At 42.1% G+C, this 17,829-nt stretch carries 15 protein-coding genes; 2 read left to right on the top strand and 13 right to left on the bottom strand.

Going from position 1 to position 17,829, the window contains the following annotated elements; all coding sequences use genetic code 11:
• Positions 1 to 5 precede the first annotated feature (5 nt).
• Both GO620_RS07690 and GO620_RS07685 read right to left on the bottom strand, forming a co-directional pair.
• Positions 6 to 770 (bottom strand): hypothetical protein, encoded by a 765-nt coding sequence (locus tag GO620_RS07690; protein ID WP_157523946.1) that lies wholly within the window; start codon positions 768 to 770, stop codon positions 6 to 8.
• Between the two features lie 228 nt (positions 771 to 998).
• A complete protein-coding gene (locus GO620_RS07685) occupies positions 999 to 2,084 on the bottom strand; it encodes a mannose-1-phosphate guanylyltransferase (protein ID WP_157523944.1) in 1,086 nt (361 codons plus the stop codon).
• 250 nt (positions 2,085 to 2,334) lie between these two features.
• Here GO620_RS07685 and recQ point away from each other — a divergent pair, with 250 nt between their 5' ends.
• A complete protein-coding gene (gene recQ / locus GO620_RS07680; protein ID WP_200231095.1) occupies positions 2,335 to 4,524 on the top strand; it encodes a DNA helicase RecQ in 2,190 nt (729 codons plus the stop codon).
• A 130-nt stretch (positions 4,525 to 4,654) separates the two neighbouring features.
• On the opposite strand, the gene GO620_RS07675 is transcribed toward recQ, so the two are convergent.
• The 11 genes from GO620_RS07675 to spt form a co-directional block, all read right to left on the bottom strand.
• Positions 4,655 to 6,550, bottom strand: a complete 1,896-nt coding sequence (locus tag GO620_RS07675; RefSeq protein ID WP_198173525.1) for an OmpA family protein — start codon at positions 6,548 to 6,550, stop codon at positions 4,655 to 4,657.
• 38 nt (positions 6,551 to 6,588) lie between these two features.
• Positions 6,589 to 7,212, bottom strand: a complete 624-nt coding sequence (locus tag GO620_RS07670) for a 7-carboxy-7-deazaguanine synthase QueE (RefSeq protein WP_157523940.1) — start codon at positions 7,210 to 7,212, stop codon at positions 6,589 to 6,591.
• Positions 7,213 to 7,340: 128 nt separating this feature from the next.
• Complete coding sequence (locus GO620_RS07665; RefSeq protein ID WP_157523938.1) at positions 7,341 to 8,075, bottom strand: hypothetical protein; 735 nt, start codon at positions 8,073 to 8,075, stop codon at positions 7,341 to 7,343.
• Positions 8,076 to 8,211: 136 nt separating this feature from the next.
• The gene (locus tag GO620_RS07660) at positions 8,212 to 9,159 is read right to left on the bottom strand and encodes a phosphatase PAP2 family protein (protein WP_157523936.1); all 948 of its coding nucleotides are present in this window, start codon (positions 9,157 to 9,159) and stop codon (positions 8,212 to 8,214) included.
• Positions 9,159 to 9,782, bottom strand: a complete 624-nt coding sequence (locus tag GO620_RS07655) for a sterol desaturase family protein (protein WP_157523934.1) — start codon at positions 9,780 to 9,782, stop codon at positions 9,159 to 9,161. Before GO620_RS07655 ends, GO620_RS07660 begins: the two co-directional genes overlap by 1 nt.
• A gap of 6 nt (positions 9,783 to 9,788) precedes the next feature.
• On the bottom strand, positions 9,789 to 10,367 hold the full coding sequence (locus GO620_RS07650) for a DUF4833 domain-containing protein (protein ID WP_198173524.1): 579 nt from the start codon (positions 10,365 to 10,367) through the stop codon (positions 9,789 to 9,791).
• Positions 10,368 to 10,389: 22 nt separating this feature from the next.
• A complete protein-coding gene (locus tag GO620_RS07645) occupies positions 10,390 to 11,118 on the bottom strand; it encodes a CDP-alcohol phosphatidyltransferase family protein (RefSeq protein WP_157523932.1) in 729 nt (242 codons plus the stop codon).
• A gap of 246 nt (positions 11,119 to 11,364) precedes the next feature.
• A complete protein-coding gene (locus tag GO620_RS07640) occupies positions 11,365 to 12,687 on the bottom strand; it encodes an inositol-3-phosphate synthase (RefSeq protein WP_157523930.1) in 1,323 nt (440 codons plus the stop codon).
• Between the two features lie 27 nt (positions 12,688 to 12,714).
• The gene (locus GO620_RS07635; RefSeq protein WP_157523928.1) at positions 12,715 to 13,689 is read right to left on the bottom strand and encodes an NAD-dependent epimerase/dehydratase family protein; all 975 of its coding nucleotides are present in this window, start codon (positions 13,687 to 13,689) and stop codon (positions 12,715 to 12,717) included.
• The gene (locus GO620_RS07630) at positions 13,686 to 14,801 is read right to left on the bottom strand and encodes a GNAT family N-acetyltransferase (protein WP_157523926.1); all 1,116 of its coding nucleotides are present in this window, start codon (positions 14,799 to 14,801) and stop codon (positions 13,686 to 13,688) included. The genes GO620_RS07635 and GO620_RS07630 overlap by 4 nt, the downstream gene beginning before the upstream one ends.
• Before the next feature lie 54 nt (positions 14,802 to 14,855).
• Positions 14,856 to 16,061 carry a serine palmitoyltransferase gene (gene spt, locus GO620_RS07625; RefSeq protein ID WP_157523924.1) on the bottom strand — a complete coding sequence of 402 codons (1,206 nt, stop codon included), beginning with the start codon at positions 16,059 to 16,061 and terminating at the stop codon, positions 14,856 to 14,858.
• A 300-nt stretch (positions 16,062 to 16,361) separates the two neighbouring features.
• Between spt and GO620_RS07620 the strand changes: the two genes are divergently transcribed.
• Positions 16,362 to 17,825 (top strand): TolC family protein, encoded by a 1,464-nt coding sequence (locus GO620_RS07620; RefSeq protein ID WP_157523922.1) that lies wholly within the window; start codon positions 16,362 to 16,364, stop codon positions 17,823 to 17,825.
• The last annotated feature ends 4 nt before the right edge of the window (positions 17,826 to 17,829 follow it).

Raw genomic sequence — 17,829 nt, 5'->3', positions numbered from 1 at the left:
GACCGCTAAAAATCTATCTTAAGATCCATAACCGTGGGGTTCTGCATCATCTCGTCCATGTTGGTCACCAAAGTAACCGTCTTGCGGTCGGCCGATACCAGCGCCTTTTTGTTATTGATAGTTTTCACGGGCTTTGCGAAGTTGAGCACCAACTTGTATGGCGTCTCAATCAGCATAGCCTTTGCCGCAACGAATGTTGCTTTTGTCTTTTTTAAGAAAGCGTTGAATTTCTCTTTATCGACCAGGCGATAAAACTTATGCGGCGTGATGTCATAGTCGTAGTAGTTCTGACCTGATACCAATTGCCCTGCATCAAAACCTTTGATGGCTTTGGTTTCTTTCGACATGTAATTTAACTGACTGCTGTTGGCTACCTTGGATATGTGCTCCAGGTAATACTTTAGATCGGCAGCATTTTTTGCCTGGTGCGCAATACTTACCTTCATAAGGTTTTGCCGCAAATTCATGTTGATATTAAGATTACTGCCTTTTGCTAATTTGGCCTCATCAGCAGTTAATTTCTGTTGGGTGCTATCAGGCATCGCCGCGTAAAAATTTAGCGAGGTGTCTTTGGCTATCGTAAATTGCGGGGTTGCGGCAACTGAATCAGATACCAGATTCATTAAAATAGCCACTGCATGGCTCATGTCAAAGTTGTAAGCCACATCGCAACTGCCATCAGCCTTAAAACTATAGCGTTCTTCAATATCAACGCAAGAGCTAAGGCAAATAATGGCAAGAAAAAGTACAATTGAGTAACGTTTTCTCATGGGCTTAATTTGAGGTAATGATAACAAATTACACTCTCAATTAAAAGGCATTATCTATTTCTTGTCTATGGGGCTATAAAAAAAGCAGGCCCGGATATTTCCGTGCCTGCTCCAATCACTCTAAAACAATCACCTCTAAAAGAAGTCTCTTTACTTAGAGTTAAACGTTAAAACATGTAATTCTATTATGCAGATCTTTATTTTTTTGAAAAGCTGCTCTTAAAAGTCTTAAATGTATTTATTGCCAAACTTTTGTTTTACATCTGCCACTATCTGTTTCACACTTTGCTCCTGGTCACGCGGGCAAATCATTAACGTATTGTTGGCTTCTACAACTATAAAATCGTGCATACCTTGCAATACCACCAGCTTTTCGCCCGGAACGTTAACCATACAGTTAGACGAATCGTACATGATCACTTTTTCTGATGGGATCACGGCGTTGCCTACATAATCTTTTTCAGCAAGCTGATAAACAGAAGTCCATGTGCCTAAATCAGACCAGCCAAACTCCGAAGGTAACACATAAACGTTGTCCGCCTTCTCCATAATGCCGTAATCTATTGAAATATTGGTACACTGCTGATACGCATTACTGATATGCTGACGCTCATTTTCTGTGTTGTACACACTGCGTGCATCCGCGAAAATATCCGTCATATCAGGCAGGTACTTTTCAAAGGCTTTCACGATTGATTTAGCCGACCATACAAAAATCCCCGCGTTCCATAGAAAATCGCCGCTTTGAAGAAAGGTTTTCGCAATGTCAAGGCTTGGCTTTTCTGTAAAGGTTTTTACTTTGTGGAAATCACCATTCAGTAACTGATCGTTGTATTGAATATAGCCATAACCGGTATCGGGGCGCGACGGTTTTATACCCAGCGTAATCAGGCAGTCGTTTTTAGCGGCGGTTTCCATCGAAAGGTTTACACTTTCAATATATTTGGGCTCATCAAGTATTAAGCTGTCAGAAGGTGCTACCGCCAAGATAGCATCAGGATTAAGATTTTCAATTTTGAAACTGCCATACGCCACACAAGGTGCAGTATTGCGCATTACAGGCTCTGTAAGTATTTGATGATCAGATATTCCCGGCAGTTGTGTTTTTACCAGGTCAGAATAATTTTCGTTGGTTACAATGTAGATATTTTCCTGCGGGCAGATCTTTAAAAAGCGGTCGTACGTCTGTTGTATTAAAGTTTTTCCTGTGCCCAGTATGTCAATAAATTGTTTAGGGTGTGAGGTGCGGCTTATAGGCCAAAATCTACTGCCTATACCGCCTGCCATAATAATGGCGTAGTAATTTTTATTCATGAAAAGTGTAAAAGTTGTGCAAAGTTACCACACTAATGTTAATTGCAAATTATTTGTGCTTTATTGAAATAATCAGCGCATTTAACCGTATCTTAACTGTTGTGTTAATTGCACATTAATACAACCATTGGCCGCTAAAGTTTCAAGGAAATATCATATTTAGTATGAATGCTTCACCTTATGGCGCCAAATAGAAAAAATTAGTTAAATTGTCGGTTTGGCAACATTGGTCAGTATTTAAATAGAAATGGTGGAAGCAAAAAAGTCGCTCTTTGATAATCTTCAAAATTTTTTCGGTTTTGATAATTTCAAAGGCGAGCAGGAAGAAATAATTACAAATATTTTAGCAGGTAACGACACGTTTGTGATAATGCCCACAGGTGGTGGAAAGTCAATGTGTTACCAGTTGCCTGCATTGATGAGCGAGGGCACTGCGATAGTGATCTCCCCGCTTATCGCACTGATGAAAAATCAGGTAGACCAATTAAGGGCATTCGGCGGCACAGATAGCATAGCTCATTTTTTAAATTCGTCACTTACCAAAGCCGACGCCGCGCGTGTTAAGGAAGACGTACTGGCCGGCAAAACAAAATTGCTGTATGTAGCGCCGGAGTCGCTTACCAAGCAAGAAAATGTAGAATTTTTAAGGTTAAATAAAGTATCTTTTGTTGCAGTAGATGAGGCACACTGTATTTCTGAGTGGGGCCACGATTTCAGGCCCGAGTACAGGAAGATACGTCAGGTGATTAGCAATATTGGTGAAAATATTCCAATCATTGCACTTACTGCTACTGCTACACCAAAGGTGCAGCACGATATTCAGAAGAACCTGCAGATGAATAATGCGACGGTTTTTAAATCGTCTTTTAACCGTTCAAACTTGTTTTATGAAGTACGTGCAAAACGCAATGTGCTTAAAGAAATTATCAAGTTTGTTAAGCACAACCAAGGTAAATCGGGCATTATATATTGTCTTAGCCGAAAAAAGGTTGAAGAAGTTGCCGAGGCGCTGTCTCTTAATGGGGTAAAGGCATTACCATACCATGCAGGCCTTGATGCCAAGGTGCGCGCCGATACACAGGATAAATTTCTGATGGAAGATGTCGATGTTATTGTTGCTACCATAGCCTTTGGGATGGGTATTGATAAACCGGATGTTCGGTACGTGATACACCACGACATGCCTAAAAGCATGGAAGGTTATTACCAGGAGACAGGTCGTGCAGGCCGCGACGGTGGCGAAGGTGTTTGTGTAGCTTTTTATTCTGAAAAGGATATTGATAAGTTACAGAAGTTTATGAAAGATAAACCTGTTTCTGAACGTGAAATAGGTACGCAGATACTAAAAGAAGTAATTGACTACGCAGAATCTTCCGCTTGTCGTCGCAAACAGATACTGCATTACTTTGGAGAGGACTTTAACGATACTACCTGTAACCGTATGTGCGACAACTGTGCTACGGAACGCCAGTATTTTGATGCTGAAGAACATTTGCACCGGGCTTTAACCCTGATAAAAGGTTTAGGTGAAAAATTTGACGATCATCACATCCTATGTGTGCTGATGGGAACAGACGATCCGCAGGTGCATTTTTACGAGCACCACCTGATCAAAGAATTCGGCTCCGGCAAGGAGCAAGGCGAGGACCTTTGGAAGTCGCTTTTAAGACAGGCCATGCTCGACAATTATTTGTCGAAAGATATTGACCAGTACGGCTTATTACATATTACAGAAAAGGGCAACGAGTTTATCGATAATCCGCATAGCATCCGTCTGATAATGAATAAGCCGATTGAGGCGAGTGACGACGAGGATGCAGAGGATGGCAAAGGCGCAACCGGTGCGTTAGATACTCAATTATTACAGATGCTGAAGGATCAGCGTAAAAAGCTAGCCAAAGCTAAAGGCTTGCCGCCATTTGTCATATTCCAGGATCCGTCGTTAGAGGAAATGTGTACGCATTACCCTATCACGTTAGACGAATTGAAACAGATCTCGGGTGTTGGTGCCGGTAAAGCTGCGAAGTTTGGCGCGCCGTTTATAGAACTGATAAAAAAATACGTTGAGGAGAACGATATAGACCGCCCCGTTGACATGGTGATCAAAAGTGCGGCAAATAAGTCGGCACTTAAGGTTTATATCATTCAAAATATCGACCGCCATTTAGACTTGGAAGATATTGCCAGCTCTAAAGGGCTATCGTACGAAGATATACTACGTGAGGTTGAATCGATAGTAAACTCTGGTACTAAGCTTAATTTAAACTATTACATCAACGAAGTAATAGATGAAGACAAGCAGGATGAGGTATTTGATTACTTTAAAACAGCCGAAGACGATTCTATCGAGAGCGCCATGTGCGAACTAGGTGAAGAAGATTACACCCGCGAAGAAGTGCAGTTAATGCGCGTTAAGTTTATGAGCGAGTTGGGTAATTAGGCCTTAACAAGAATCACAATCTTGTCATTGCGAGCCGCAGCAGGCGGCGCGGCAATCCCGTCGTATTGTTTTATTAAATAGCTACGGGATTGCTTCGTGCCTCGCAATGACAAAAAACATAAAATTTCTTTCACTTCCCAATCACTTTAAACTCCGTGCGGCGGTTCATAGCACGGTTTTCTTCTGTGGTGTTCGGCATCAGCGGCTGCGTTTTGCCATAGCCCTTAAACATTAAGCGGCCGGCACCAATGCCATTGGTTACCAAGTACTCATAAACAGATTTCGCTCTGTTCTGCGAAAGTATCTGATTGGCTTGGTCATTACCAACGTTATCTGTATGCCCGGATATTTCTATACGTACTGTTGGATTTGTATTCAGGAACTCAATAATTTTCTGCAGCTCCGCTTTAGAGTCTGCCTCTAATTGATATTTGTTGGTGCCGAAGAAGATATTGTTAAGAATAACTTTCTTGCCTACCTCAATGGGGTTAAGGCCAACGTTGGCAATGAACGGCTTATCAGCAGCGTGATTTTTCAATGAGAAATTTTGCGAATAAAAGAGGTAACCCTCCTTTGAAATATTCAAGCCATAGTTTTTGCCGCTGGCTAACGTTGCCAGGAAAAAACCTTCGGGCACGGAAATATCTTTGTACACCTGCTGATTTTTCTCCAGGTCGATGATCTCAACTATAGCATCTAACGGCTTTTTAGTTTGAGCATCAGTAACCGTTCCTTTAACATAGGTCACCATTCGTGGCCTAACAGCTACCGGCAACTCAAACATATAAATATCATAACCACCAATGCCATTAAGGTTATCAGAAGCAAAGTAAGCGTACGCGCCGTTTGCAGTAATGGTTAACCCGTTTTCGTCGCCGCTGGAATTAATTGGATAGCCAAGGTTCTGGGGTTTTTGCCATTTACCTTCCTTGTCCAGCCTGCTGATAAATAAGTCTTTGTTTCCCATCCCGGGCCATCCGTTAGAGCAAAAGTATAAAGTGCTGTCATCCGGGTGGATAAAAGGAGATTGCTCATCAAAAGGGGTATTAACAGTTGGGCCAAGGTTTACCGGCTCCTGCCAGCCTTTCGGGCCTAAGGTAGACTTCCAGATGTCGTAACCCCCATAACCGCCTTTACGATTGCTGGTAAAATAGAGCGTTTTGCCATCGGCACTTACTGACGGCTGCGACTCCCAGCCGGGCGTGTTTACCGGCGATGGAAGGTCAAAGGGTTTCGACCAGTCATCACCCTTTTTCTGCGACACGTAAATATCGCAGCGGCCCAGGCCGTCGGGGCGGTTACATCCTGTAAAGAAAAGATACTTACCATCTTGCGAGATAGACTGGGCGCCTTCATTATAAAACGGCGTATTGATCTGATCGCTTAAGTAAACAGCTTGCTGCCATTTTCCTTTGACCTTTAAGCTTTTGTAAAAATCTTCGTTGTTGTTGATGCGCCTCGTAAAAATGAGCATGCCTTCGTCGGCTGTAGCAACAGGTAAATATTCATCGTCTTTTGTATTGATCTCCGGCCCCAGGTTTATCGGTTTAAACGCCACAGGGTGTTCTAATGCTTGTATAGCAAACTCGCAATCGGCAGTCAGTTTTTTTGCATATTGTCTATCGCGGTCGGTAATGTATGGGAACGATAAATACTTAACCAAGTGCGCTTGGGCATCTTTGTAGTGGCCGGTATTCACCTCCATTTCGCTCAGCTTGTAATAAAGTTGCCGGTTAAATTCGGGGTTGATGGCTGCTGCTTTTTGAAATTGCTCTAAGGCGCCTTTAAAATCGCGCTTTATGCGGTACACGTCCCCTAGTAAAAGATAGGCCTCTAAAAATTTTCCATCCGCTGATATAGCCTGTTGCAGCAGTAAAACAGCTTCGTCATACTTATGAACTTCAACAAAAGAGCTTGCCCTTGCATAGTCTTTTATAGCAGTTTCATTGCGGGAACTGTAATTGCTCTGCGCTAAAAGCGCAAAAGGCAAAAAAATTAACAAAGCAATCAGTCGCAATCCCTTCATCAGGCCACAAAATAATTGGTAAGCCTAATCTAAGGCTTTTATGGGATATTTAAGTACTTGTGAGTTTGAAGCGATATTTCCCATTTTGGGTGAGCCATCACATAATCAATAATTAACGGCGTTACTTCCTTTGCTTTAGACCATTCGGGCTGCAGGTATAATTTGCAATCGGGCGCGACCATTTGTGCATGCTGCTCTGCCCAGGCAAAGTCAGATTTGTTAAAAACGATAACCTTTAATTCATGTGCCTGCTTTGCGATGGAAGGTACAGGTGCCTTAAATTTTTTTGGAGACAGGCATATCCAATCCCAATGACCGGATAGGGGATATGCGCCTGAAGTTTCGATAAAGGTGGTTATTCCATGCTCTTTCATGTGAGCGGTCAAATAATTCAGATTATAGATCAAAGGCTCACCCCCCGTAACTACAATGGTTTTTGCCGGGTATTGCATGGCGTGTTGGACAATAGTATCGGCTGATGTAAGCGGATGCAAACTAGCATCCCAGCTTTCTTTTACATCGCACCAATGGCAGCCCACATCACAGCCTCCTAATCTGATAAAATAAGCTGCTTTACCGGTGTTAAAACCTTCGCCTTGTATAGTATAAAACTCTTCCATTAAAGGAAGATGGGTGCCATCTTCGGGAACTTGTGCTATCATTTACGGTGCAAATATAGCTAAACCCGCAAATTCAAATGTTTGGATAGGGTAATAACAAAAAAGCAGCTAATTTTTAGCTGCTTTTTTGTTTCGTATGGCAATAACAGTGGCTACTATAGCCGCGCAAATTATAACGATGTATAGGCTACCGCTGTTTTTGGTATTGTGTTTTTCACTAACCTTGCGGTAACTGGTAACGACTTTTTTTTAGTGACAACTTTGGCCATCACTTTAGCGGCGGAATCTTTAGTCATACTATCTTTCATAAAAGCATAGCGGGCTTCTGCTTGCGAAGCTTTTAGCGGCCTATGCAAATTTCTCCAAAGGCGTGTGTAAGATAACATGACATCTGCCTGTTGCTCAGAAAAGCGGTTTATGGAAGCGATAGCCAATGCTTCGCCCAGATCGCCCTCTGCCCAGTCATAGTTCTTGTTATCCATTTTGATTCCCGCAAGTGTGATCAATGATTCTGTGATGTAGGGCAAATCATTTTGTGCGCGGGCAATAGTGTTTGCTTGTAAGATGTACCATTTTGCCTGACTGTATTTGCGTTGGTCGCGATAGATTTTAGCCAAACGGTCAAAGCTGGTGCGCAGGCTACTGCTGTCATCTAACCTCGAATAAGCGTGTATGGCATTGAAAGTATATTTTAAGGCTTTTTCCTGGTATTCTGCCTTAACCGATCTATCCTGAATAGACGGGTAATTCATATATGCAGTTGCCATTTGATTAAAGATGGCGGCTTTAGTTACATCGGGTGTAGTTGGCGTTATTTTGTACTGAAGGCTATCGATAGCATTTTCTGAAGCGCGTGCGCTAAGGATGCTTAAAGAAATGACAGCTAATAGTAAAACCTTTTTCATAGGATTTCATAAATGTAAATAATCTTACAACTAATATCAAAGCCTGTGCCTAACCAATTGCAATCGTAACAAACCGCTGTAAATCAGCTCATAAAAATTTTTATTTAAACTTATACTTAATACTGTAACTGACTTGTTACTTACTGATGATCTGATGGTAGGAATTTAAGAAACGTTGGAAGGTATGACTTGTTTTGAGCGCAACATTAAAAATCCCGATGCCTAAAATAGCGCAAAATATACCGGCAACAACGTCAAGCACATAGTGGTGACTGGCGTAAACAGCCGCAAACCAAATACCACACATTACCACCACAAAGAAAATATTTATTAAACCTAGCCTGTTCTTTAGTCCATAAAATAGTACAATGACCGGGTAGGCTGAATGAAGGGAAGGCATTGCGGCAAATACATTCGAACTTTTGGCGTAGATAGATTTGAACACACCTGCATGGCAAAAATCGTCAAAGCGACTAAGCGCACCTGTATTACCCGGCGTACCTGCAATAAAATTAAAACCGTGCAACTGAACATACCACGGTGGCGCTGCAGGATATAAATAATAGATGATGAAGCCGATTAGATTTACCAGAAAGAAGGTAAGCGCGAAACACAGAAACTGTTTCGGCTTGGTAAAAAGCAGGAAAGCCGCGAAAGCTAAAGGAACAGGTACCCAGCACAAGTAAAAAACGCCTGACATGACATCGAGAAAGACTTTGTGATTGGCTTTCCAAAATTCATTTGGTGTTAACAGCTGCCCCTTAAAACGAATACCGAAAAGGTGCTTTTCCGAATTGTACAAATCTGCAATGTGTACGGTGTTGTAACGATAATTCGGAAACGCCTTCATGTAATCAAAGATGATCCAGTAGACGATGAAGATCGCAAAGCCTAAAATAAACCTCCGTGTAAGCGGACTGGCATAAAATAACCCGTTAAATAACACTGCAAGAAAAACCTGGTCTGTTTTAAAACCAACAAGCTGCCACGAAAGCAGAAAGTAGACAATAGTGGCTACGGTAACAATGATAACCTGCCTTGGCGTTACCGCTTTAGCGTTTTGATCAATGGCAGTAGCTGCCATTATTGTTTATCAAAATCCGAACGGAAAACTTTGTCCCACAGAGCAGAGCTTACACCATAACCTTTTGAAGGATCTTGATAATGATGCAGCATATGGTGCCTCTTAATAGTTTTCCAGATACCGCCTTTAAAATTAAAGTGGTGGATGGCGTAATGGCCAATATCATAAACTAAGTAGCCTAAGATGAAACCGGGAAAGAAACCAAGCACATCAGTATGAAAAGGCAGCAGTGCACGGAATAAAAAGAAAAAGCCGGTGGCTAAGGGGATACTTGCAGATGGTGGCATAACCAAACGTTTCGCATCACTCGGGTAATCATGATGTACGCCATGAAATATGAAGTGCAAACGCAAAGCCCATTCCGCCTTAGGCACATAATGAAACACAAAGCGGTGTAAAATGTATTCGGTGAATGTCCAGATAAAAAGCCCGCCAAAAAAAAGCACGGCGTAACGACCTATACTCATTTGGGTATCGAACAAAGCCATGTAAGTGCAAATAAGAATAACCGGTAAAAAGATGATGATCGGCACAAAGAAATGCACCTTAGACAAACTTTCCAGAAAGTCGCTTTTAAACATCCGTACAGACTCTTGCGAGTTTGATACATAATTCTTTTTCATCAATAATCAGGGTTTAAAACGCTCTGTGAGCTCCTGACCGGTTGATGGATCAGTGCCCTTAAGCTCAACATAAACAACATTAGGTATCCAAAAAGAACCACCCTCTATCCGTACAAAAATACGGTTTAAAATGGCTTGTTTTTGTCCAAACAATGCAAAAATGTGATATTTTCCGTCATTGCCTTTCATCAACTCCATAGCCAGCTTTTTGTATGACACAAAGCGGATGTCCCATTTATCTGTACCAAGCCTTTTCTGGTTAAGGCCGTAAGCAAATTTACGCTGAATGTAATTCAGTTCTTCGTGCTGGCCCTTGTCATTATATTTTATCCAATAGGGATGAATAGGCTCATCTTCATTCAACTGGCCGTTCTTGATGTTAAGCTCATAAATGGCAGTATTTGGATTAGGATCACGTTGAACGTAAAACATCCGGTTTGGATTGACAGGAGGCGTAGGAAAAATTACCGGCGGCTTCCCTTTCTTTTTCGTCGTATCGGCACTTAAAGTCGTACCGGCGGCATGCGCGTTTAAAGTAAAAACTGCAGCATAAGCAGCCAGGATAATAAAAATAAGCTTCTTCAAAATAAGTATGGATTGATAATAATTAGCGGCCTTGTTCTTCTAAGGCTTTTTTAGCGTCCTTAAGGCGGTTGAACGCTGTAATATTCGTTAGCACCGCAAGAGCCGCTATCGGAATGGTAAAAATCGACATGGTTTCGAACACGTGATAGCGAATGCCAGGCAAAAAGAGTTTGTAGTCGCCACCAATATATAAAGATGTTACGCCGCAAAGTATTGCGCATAGGCCAATAGTAATGACACGCTCGGGGCGTTGCATTAAGCCACCTTTGCATTCTACACCAAGACCTTCGGCCCGGGCCCTCACATAACTTACCATCATTGAACCCATTAAGGCTATGAATGCGAAAAGAGAACTAAGAAAGTAATGGTGTGCTACAAGGTACCAGCAGATACCCAAAAACATGATTAACTCACTATAACGGTCTAAGACAGAATCATACAATGCGCCGAAAGTAGACTTCATATTTCCCAAGCGGGCGACCTGCCCGTCAAGCATGTCAAATAAACCGGCGAATAATATTAAACCGCCGGCCCAACCAACGTAGGTAAGATCAGAGCGGTTACCTTCTTCAGCGCCGATGATAAATATCACCGCTACGCCAATGTTCAGAAAGAAACCAATAGAAGTTACCGCGTTTGGGGTGAGGCCCAATTTGATCAAAATCTTTACAAAAGGATCGATTACTTTATAAATAGCAAGCTGCACGCTTGTACGTAAAGATCGCGGTGCCGTTTCTACTTGTTCTGCCATTTTAGTTTTTAAGATCCATTCCGTATATAGATGTAAATTGTTGAACAATCACTTGCCGGATGAATTTACTGATTAATTTAATAACTACACTCGCCATTCGCTAAGGTTTTAACCTGTTTAGGCGAATTTGCTCTGCGAAGGTGGAAAAAATCTGCAAGATAATTGTTTCGATAAAGTAAAAAGTTAATCAAACGATTAACAAAAAAGCCGCTCAATTGAGCGGCTTTTAAACCTTGCTGATCTAACTTACAATGATTCCACAAGGTCTTGATAATAATCCAGACCAAGGTGAGTGATCAAATCTTCGCCCATCATGTGGCGAAGTGTATTTTGTAACTTCATCAATTGTTTAAAGATGTCATGCTCTGGGCGTAATCCTGGCGCGGACTGCGGTGATTTCAAGTAGAATGATAACCATTCTTGAATACCGCTCATGCCTGCACGTTTAGCCAAATCACTAAACAATGCCAGGTCTAAAGCAACCGGCGCTGCCAGGATTGAGTCGCGGCACAAAAAATTGATCTTGATCTGCATCTGATAACCTAACCAGCCAAAAATGTCTATGTTATCCCAGCTTTCTTTGTTGTCACCGTGAGGCGGGTAGTAGTTGATACGTACTTTGTGGTAGATGTCGCCGTACAACTCAGGGTTCAGTTCAGGCTGAAGGATATCATCCAACACGCTCAGTTTGGATACTTCTTTGGTGCGGAAGTTATCCGGATCATCCAGCACTAAACCATCGCGGTTGCCCAATATATTGGTAGAGAACCAACCTTTAATCCCCAGGGAACGTGCCGCAAGTCCGGGAGCTAAAATGGTTTTCATTAAGGTTTGGCCGGTTTTAAAATCTTTGCCGGCGATAGGTGCCTGGTTACGTTTAGAAAGCTCTACCATTGCCGGCATATCTACCGTTAAGTTAGGGGCACCATTAACAAACGGATAGCCTAATTTAAGCGCCGCATAAGCATAGATCATACTAGGAGAGATCAGCTTATCATCAGCGGAAAGCGCTGCCTCAAACTGTTCTACACTCTGGTGAATGTCGCTTTCTTCAAAATATACTTCGGTAGAGCCGCACCACAATACAACAATACGGCTAAGGCCATGCTGCTCTTTAAAGTTTTTAATATCTTCTTCAACCTGTTGTGCAAGTTCTAAACGGGTACCCGTTTTTACGTGCTCGCCCGACAAGTTCTTAGCATAAGCCTTATCAAACGCGGCGGTCATAGGTACAATGGCTTCCAACTCGGGGCGTACAGCATCTAACAAGCTTTTATCTAATACGCTGGCGTGTACCGCGGCGTCGTAAACGTTGTCGCTATAAACGTCCCATCCACCAAAAACAATGTCTTGAAAATCTGCCAAAGGCACAAAATCTTTAATCTTTGGATAGCGGTTTTCTGTTCTTTTACCTAAACGTATATTGCCCATTTGGGTTAGCGAACCAATTGGTTGTGATATGCCTTTGTTAACGGCAACTACGCCGGCGATAAGGGTTGTAGCAACTGCGCCAAGGCCGGGTATTAAAATACCTAACTTACCTTCTGCAGGCTGAACTTTGTTTTCCATCTATTTCTGTTTTATTATAGTAATGTATTATATCCAGTTTTCTTTCTTGTACCAGAGGAGGGTTTCTTTAACGCCTTTATACAGGTCAAAGCGTGGTGCAAAATCCAAATCTTTTCTGGCTTTATCAATACTGCAGTTCCAATTTGTGGCTGCTAGTTCGTTCAATTTGTCGGTATTAAGGGGAGCAGGCTTTTTAGTGAGGTAACTGATCTTATCTGCTGCAAGTGCAATCAGTTTTACCAGGGCCATTGGCAAATTGATTCTTAGGGTGCGCAAATGTAACACATCCTTAGAAATTTCTGCAAGCTTGTTGCGGTCATAGGCGTTTCCGTCCGATAAATTATACCCCCCGGAGCCCTGCTTTAAAGATTTTATTACAACATCTGCTAAATCTTTACAATAAATAAACGAAAGCTGCTGCGGTTTTCTGCCGATGTATAACTCAATGCCTCGCGTCAGTTGCTTAAACATGATGAATATCCCTCTCTCTCGCGGGCCGTATACAGCAGTTGGTCTCAATATCACATAAGTCAAACCTTCTATTTCTCTGATTTCTGTTTCTGCCCGCAATTTGCTTTCGCCGTAATAGGTGACAGGTGCCGGAGGTGTTGCTTCTGTGATCTGTCCGTTAAGATCTTTTAATGGGCCAATGGCGGCAAGACTGCTTAAAAATACAAAGCGTACTCCAGAGTTAGCCGCTGCTTGGGCCAGGTTAACCGTGTAAGTGGTGTTGAAGTAATTATAGTCGGCAGGAGTTAGGGCTGATGTTACCCCGGCAGCGTGTATAACATAGTTGTAGTTATTTTGGGCGATATTATCCTTTAACGCATCGACGCTATTGAAATCGAGATCGGTATATTGGATAGCAAATTCGCTTAGGTGTTCCACCTTGCTCGACTTTCTAACGACCGCTGTTACGTCATAGCCCGCGGTCAGCAACGCTTCGATGATATGAAAACCAATAAACCCGCTCGCGCCGGTCAGCAGCACGCGTTCTTTCATATCGCCTTTTCGTACAACCTATAGGTTTTATATGGGTCGCCATTAATGTCGATCAACGCTTTGTTCATCAGATCATTATTTTCAAGTATCCAGCCTGCTTCGGCATACTTTAAACCGCGTTTTTTATACTCGCGAATAACGTCGCCATATAAAACGGCTTCAATCCCACGCTTACGATAGCCTTCAATAACACCTAGTGCGAATATGCGGATGCCTTTGACCTTGCTTTTGCCCAACAATAGCTTGAAGATACCTGTTGGCAGCAAACGACCCCGTTTAATTTTGATCAGTATCTCGTTTATATTCGGCACTGTAATAGAGAAACCAACGATCTTACCTTCATGCTCTGCAACTTTACAAAAAGCAGGATCGATTATTAATTTCAAGTCTTTTGCCAGATAGTCGAACTCCTCATCGGTCAAAGGCACAAACCCTGTATTGCTGTCCCATGCGGAATTATAAACTTCGCGCAGGGCATCGGCCTCTTGTTTAAATTTTTTAAGGTTGATAGGCCTTATAATGATATCACTACGTTTTAAACGTTCTTGTAAAACATCAAGCATTTTATATGACCGCTCGTTATAGCCCTCATCACCAAACTTGTAAGCAATAAGGTCTATCTTCTTTTTAAAGCCCGCGTTTTCCATCAGATCGATATAATATGGGGCATTATAAGTCATCATAACCACCGGCGGGCTGTCAAAGCCATATACTAGCAAGCCACTCGGCTCATTAGTTGAAAAATTAACCGGGCCAATTATACTATCTACTTTTTGATCCTGAAGCCAGGTTGTAGCTGTCTTGAATAATTCATCGGCTACTTGCTGGTCATTTATCGCATCGAAAAATCCAAAGAACCCTTCGTTAACCTTATTAAACTCGTTATGGTGGTTATTCAATATAGCAGCGATACGGCCAACAATTTTACCATCGCGGTAAGCCAGGAAGCATTGCAACGGGTTATGTTTTACAAAGGGGTGCTTGGTAAGCAGATCGCGCTGGGCTATAAAAAGCTCGGGCACATAATTTGGATCGCCTTTATATAGGTCGTGCGGAAAATCAATAAATGCCCCAAGTTCTTTCTTTGAACTTACAGGAGTAATTGTGATCATGTGGAGGAATAATAAGGTGAAACAAAAAAGGCCTTTTTTCGAGGCCTTAAATTGTTAAATTCTTTCTTTAATGGTTTCTACACCAACTTCTTTGCAAACCCGTACCATTTTTTCAATGGCTTCATCTATCTGCGCAAAGGTATGTGTCGCCATTAATGAGAATCGTAATAATGATGAGTCTGAAGGAACAGCCGGGGAAACGACAGGGTTTACAAATACTCCCGAGTCTTGCAGCATCTTAGTCACCATAAATGTCTTATGGTTATCGCGGATATAGATTGGTAATATCGGGCTAGCGGTTGGGCCAAGGTCAAAACCTTCTTCAACCAATAATTTCATGGCATAGTTAGTATTATCCCAAAGCTTGGTGATGCGCTCAGGCTCAGATTCGATGATATCTAACGCGGCAATTACGCTGGCTACAGAACCTGGTGTCATACTTGCGCTAAACATTAAAGAACGTGCGCGATGTTTCAGGTAATCAATAGTTGCATAATCAGCGGCAATAAAGCCGCCTAATGATGCAAATGATTTACTGAAAGTACCCATAATAAGATCTACATCTTCAGTCATGCCGAAGTGCGACGCTGTACCTGCACCTTTGTCGCCGATAACGCCTAAACTGTGGGCATCATCAACCATAATGTTTGCGCCGTACTTATCAGCAAGTTCAACAACCTCAGGTAATTTAACCAAATCACCCTCCATGCTGAATATGCCATCAACAGCAATTACTTTAACGGCTTCTTCAGGTAGTAAACTTAATTTACGCTGAAGGTCTGCCATGTCATTGTGGGCATATTTAATCACCCTTGAAAATGACAAACGGCTGCCATCTATTATAGAGGCGTGGTCGTATTCATCTAAAATCAAATAATCGTTACGGCCGGTAATGCATGATAACACACCTAAATTAACCTGAAAACCTGTGCTGAATAAAACTGCGGCTTCTTTCTTTACATAATTAGCAAGTCTTTCTTCTAACTCAATGTGTATATCAAGGGTACCGTTTAAGAAACGAGATCCGGCACAACCGGTGCCATACTTATTTGTTGCTTTTACTGCAGCTTCTTTAATAGCAGGATGGTTAGTTAAACCCAGGTAAGAGTTAGAACCAAACATCAACACCCGCTGACCATCAATAATAACCTCAGTATCCTGGCCCGAAGAAATTGGCCTGAAAAAGGGGTAGGCCCCCGATTTCCGAACGTTGTTGGCGTCCTGGAACTGAGCGATTTTATCGTGTAGTTTTTTACCCATCTATTAACTCTGCTTAAATTTTTTGTAAAAATACCATGAAAAACGAAAAATCCGAATACATGGTATGTAATTTTTTGGATTTAGCTGGTTAGGCAAACCCGTACTAATAGGCAAATTAATTAAAAATTTATGTTATCCGATAAGTATTTTTTAAAAATTTACCCACATCAGGATTAGGTCAAAAGCCCATTTATTGCTGTTTGGATGCGTATGTTAAGAAATTGTAACAATTCTGATTTTTTTTATTTTCCGTAAACTAATGCTGTATCTATGCGTTTCGCCTGTGATACCGTATAGTTGATGAAAAAATCTTGCCACACTTTATATCCGTTCTTGCTGATACTTTTTTCTCTAAATGTTAATGCGCAAACTTCAGTTGATACCGCAACCCGCGTTCTTACTATCCAGCAATGCATCGATTTTGCTTTACGAAACCAGCCCGCTGTAAGACAAGCGGCTATTGACGAGCAGATAAATGAGCGTGATATCCGCATTGGTTTATCTGCATGGTTGCCGCAAATAACATCTTCTGATAGTTACCAACGCTATTTTCAACGGGCTGCAAGCACATTACAAGGTAGTGGTACAGGCACCGGAACAACTACCGGTACAGGAACAACCACAGGAACGGGAACCGGCACCGGCAGTGGTGGAACAACAGGTGCCGGAACGGGCGGCACAACAGGCACTGGCACTACAACACCAACGTCTACCTCTGTGACACAAACTGCGATAGCGCGTAATGTTTCAACCTTAGGTGTTCAGGCAAGTCAGGTTATTTATAATAACGATGTATTACTTGCATCGCGTGCCTCAAAATACTCACGCTCTTATTATAAAGAAGGAACAGACTTGGCACGTATTGCTGTTGTTACTGATGTTAGTAAAGCTTTTTTTGATGTTTTGCTTTCACAAAAACAGCTAGACATCTTGAATGAAGATATCAAGCGCCTGCAGCGAAGCCTAAAAGATTCTTACGTTCGGTACCAGGCAGGTGTGGTAGACAAAACGGATTATAAGCAAGCTACTATTTCGCTTAATAATTCTTTGGCCAGCCGCAAATCTACCGCCGAAGCAGTTAAAAGTAAGATCGCTTATCTTAAACAACTAATGGGCTTTGCACCAGAGCGCGGGATTGCATTAAGCTATGATTCAACCCGGTTGTCTGCGGAAACGAAGATAGATACCAACCAGGTGTTGGATATCTCCCGAAGATTGGAGTTCCAGCAACTTGCAGCGCAAAAGAATTTGCAAGGCTTGAACGTTGAGTATTACCGCTGGGGATTTTTGCCATCTGTGTCTGCAGTAGGCAGTTATAACCTGCTGTATTTTAATGACGATTTCGGAAGGCTTTACGACAATGCTTTCCCAAATTCATTTGCGGGGCTTAATGTTACTTTCCCAATTTTTACAGGAACCAAACGTCTCCAGAATTTAAGTAAGGCCAGATTACAGGTTGTCCGTGCCGACCTGGATCTGCAAAATTCACGAAACGTAATTAATACAGAATACGTGCAGGCCTTAGCAAACTATAAAAGCAACTACGCTAACTGGGTTTTGCTTCAGCAAAACGTAGACCTGGCAAAGGATGTATATAATGTGATATCACTGCAATATCGCGAGGGAGTAAAGACCTACCTGGACGTGATTGTCTCGCAGGCCGATCTGCGCACCGCCGAACTCAATTATTACAATGCACTTTTCCAACTGCTGAGCAGCAAAATAGACCTGCAAAAAGCACTTGGCATAATACAAGTAAGATAACGAT

Origin of the sequence: Mucilaginibacter ginkgonis, assembly GCF_009754905.2 — a bacterium.
GTDB lineage: Bacteria > Bacteroidota > Bacteroidia > Sphingobacteriales > Sphingobacteriaceae > Mucilaginibacter > Mucilaginibacter ginkgonis.
Note: the sequence above shows the minus strand (reverse complement) of the source record. Positions and strands in the feature narration are given on the sequence as shown.

Coding starts and splice junctions, on each gene's coding strand:
- GO620_RS07645 (WP_157523932.1), bottom strand. CDS start 11,118: ATGGCAGAACAAGTAGAAACGGCACCGCGATCTTTACGTACAAGCGTG.
- GO620_RS07670 (WP_157523940.1), bottom strand. CDS start 7,212: ATGATAGCACAAGTTCCCGAAGATGGCACCCATCTTCCTTTAATGGAA.
- GO620_RS07685 (WP_157523944.1), bottom strand. CDS start 2,084: ATGAATAAAAATTACTACGCCATTATTATGGCAGGCGGTATAGGCAGT.
- GO620_RS07665 (WP_157523938.1), bottom strand. CDS start 8,075: ATGAAAAAGGTTTTACTATTAGCTGTCATTTCTTTAAGCATCCTTAGC.
- spt (WP_157523924.1), bottom strand. CDS start 16,061: ATGGGTAAAAAACTACACGATAAAATCGCTCAGTTCCAGGACGCCAAC.
- GO620_RS07630 (WP_157523926.1), bottom strand. CDS start 14,801: ATGATCACAATTACTCCTGTAAGTTCAAAGAAAGAACTTGGGGCATTT.
- GO620_RS07660 (WP_157523936.1), bottom strand. CDS start 9,159: ATGGCAGCTACTGCCATTGATCAAAACGCTAAAGCGGTAACGCCAAGG.
- GO620_RS07690 (WP_157523946.1), bottom strand. CDS start 770: ATGAGAAAACGTTACTCAATTGTACTTTTTCTTGCCATTATTTGCCTT.
- GO620_RS07655 (WP_157523934.1), bottom strand. CDS start 9,782: ATGAAAAAGAATTATGTATCAAACTCGCAAGAGTCTGTACGGATGTTT.
- GO620_RS07620 (WP_157523922.1), top strand. CDS start 16,362: ATGAAAAAATCTTGCCACACTTTATATCCGTTCTTGCTGATACTTTTT.
- GO620_RS07675 (WP_198173525.1), bottom strand. CDS start 6,550: ATGAAGGGATTGCGACTGATTGCTTTGTTAATTTTTTTGCCTTTTGCG.
- GO620_RS07635 (WP_157523928.1), bottom strand. CDS start 13,689: ATGAAAGAACGCGTGCTGCTGACCGGCGCGAGCGGGTTTATTGGTTTT.
- GO620_RS07640 (WP_157523930.1), bottom strand. CDS start 12,687: ATGGAAAACAAAGTTCAGCCTGCAGAAGGTAAGTTAGGTATTTTAATA.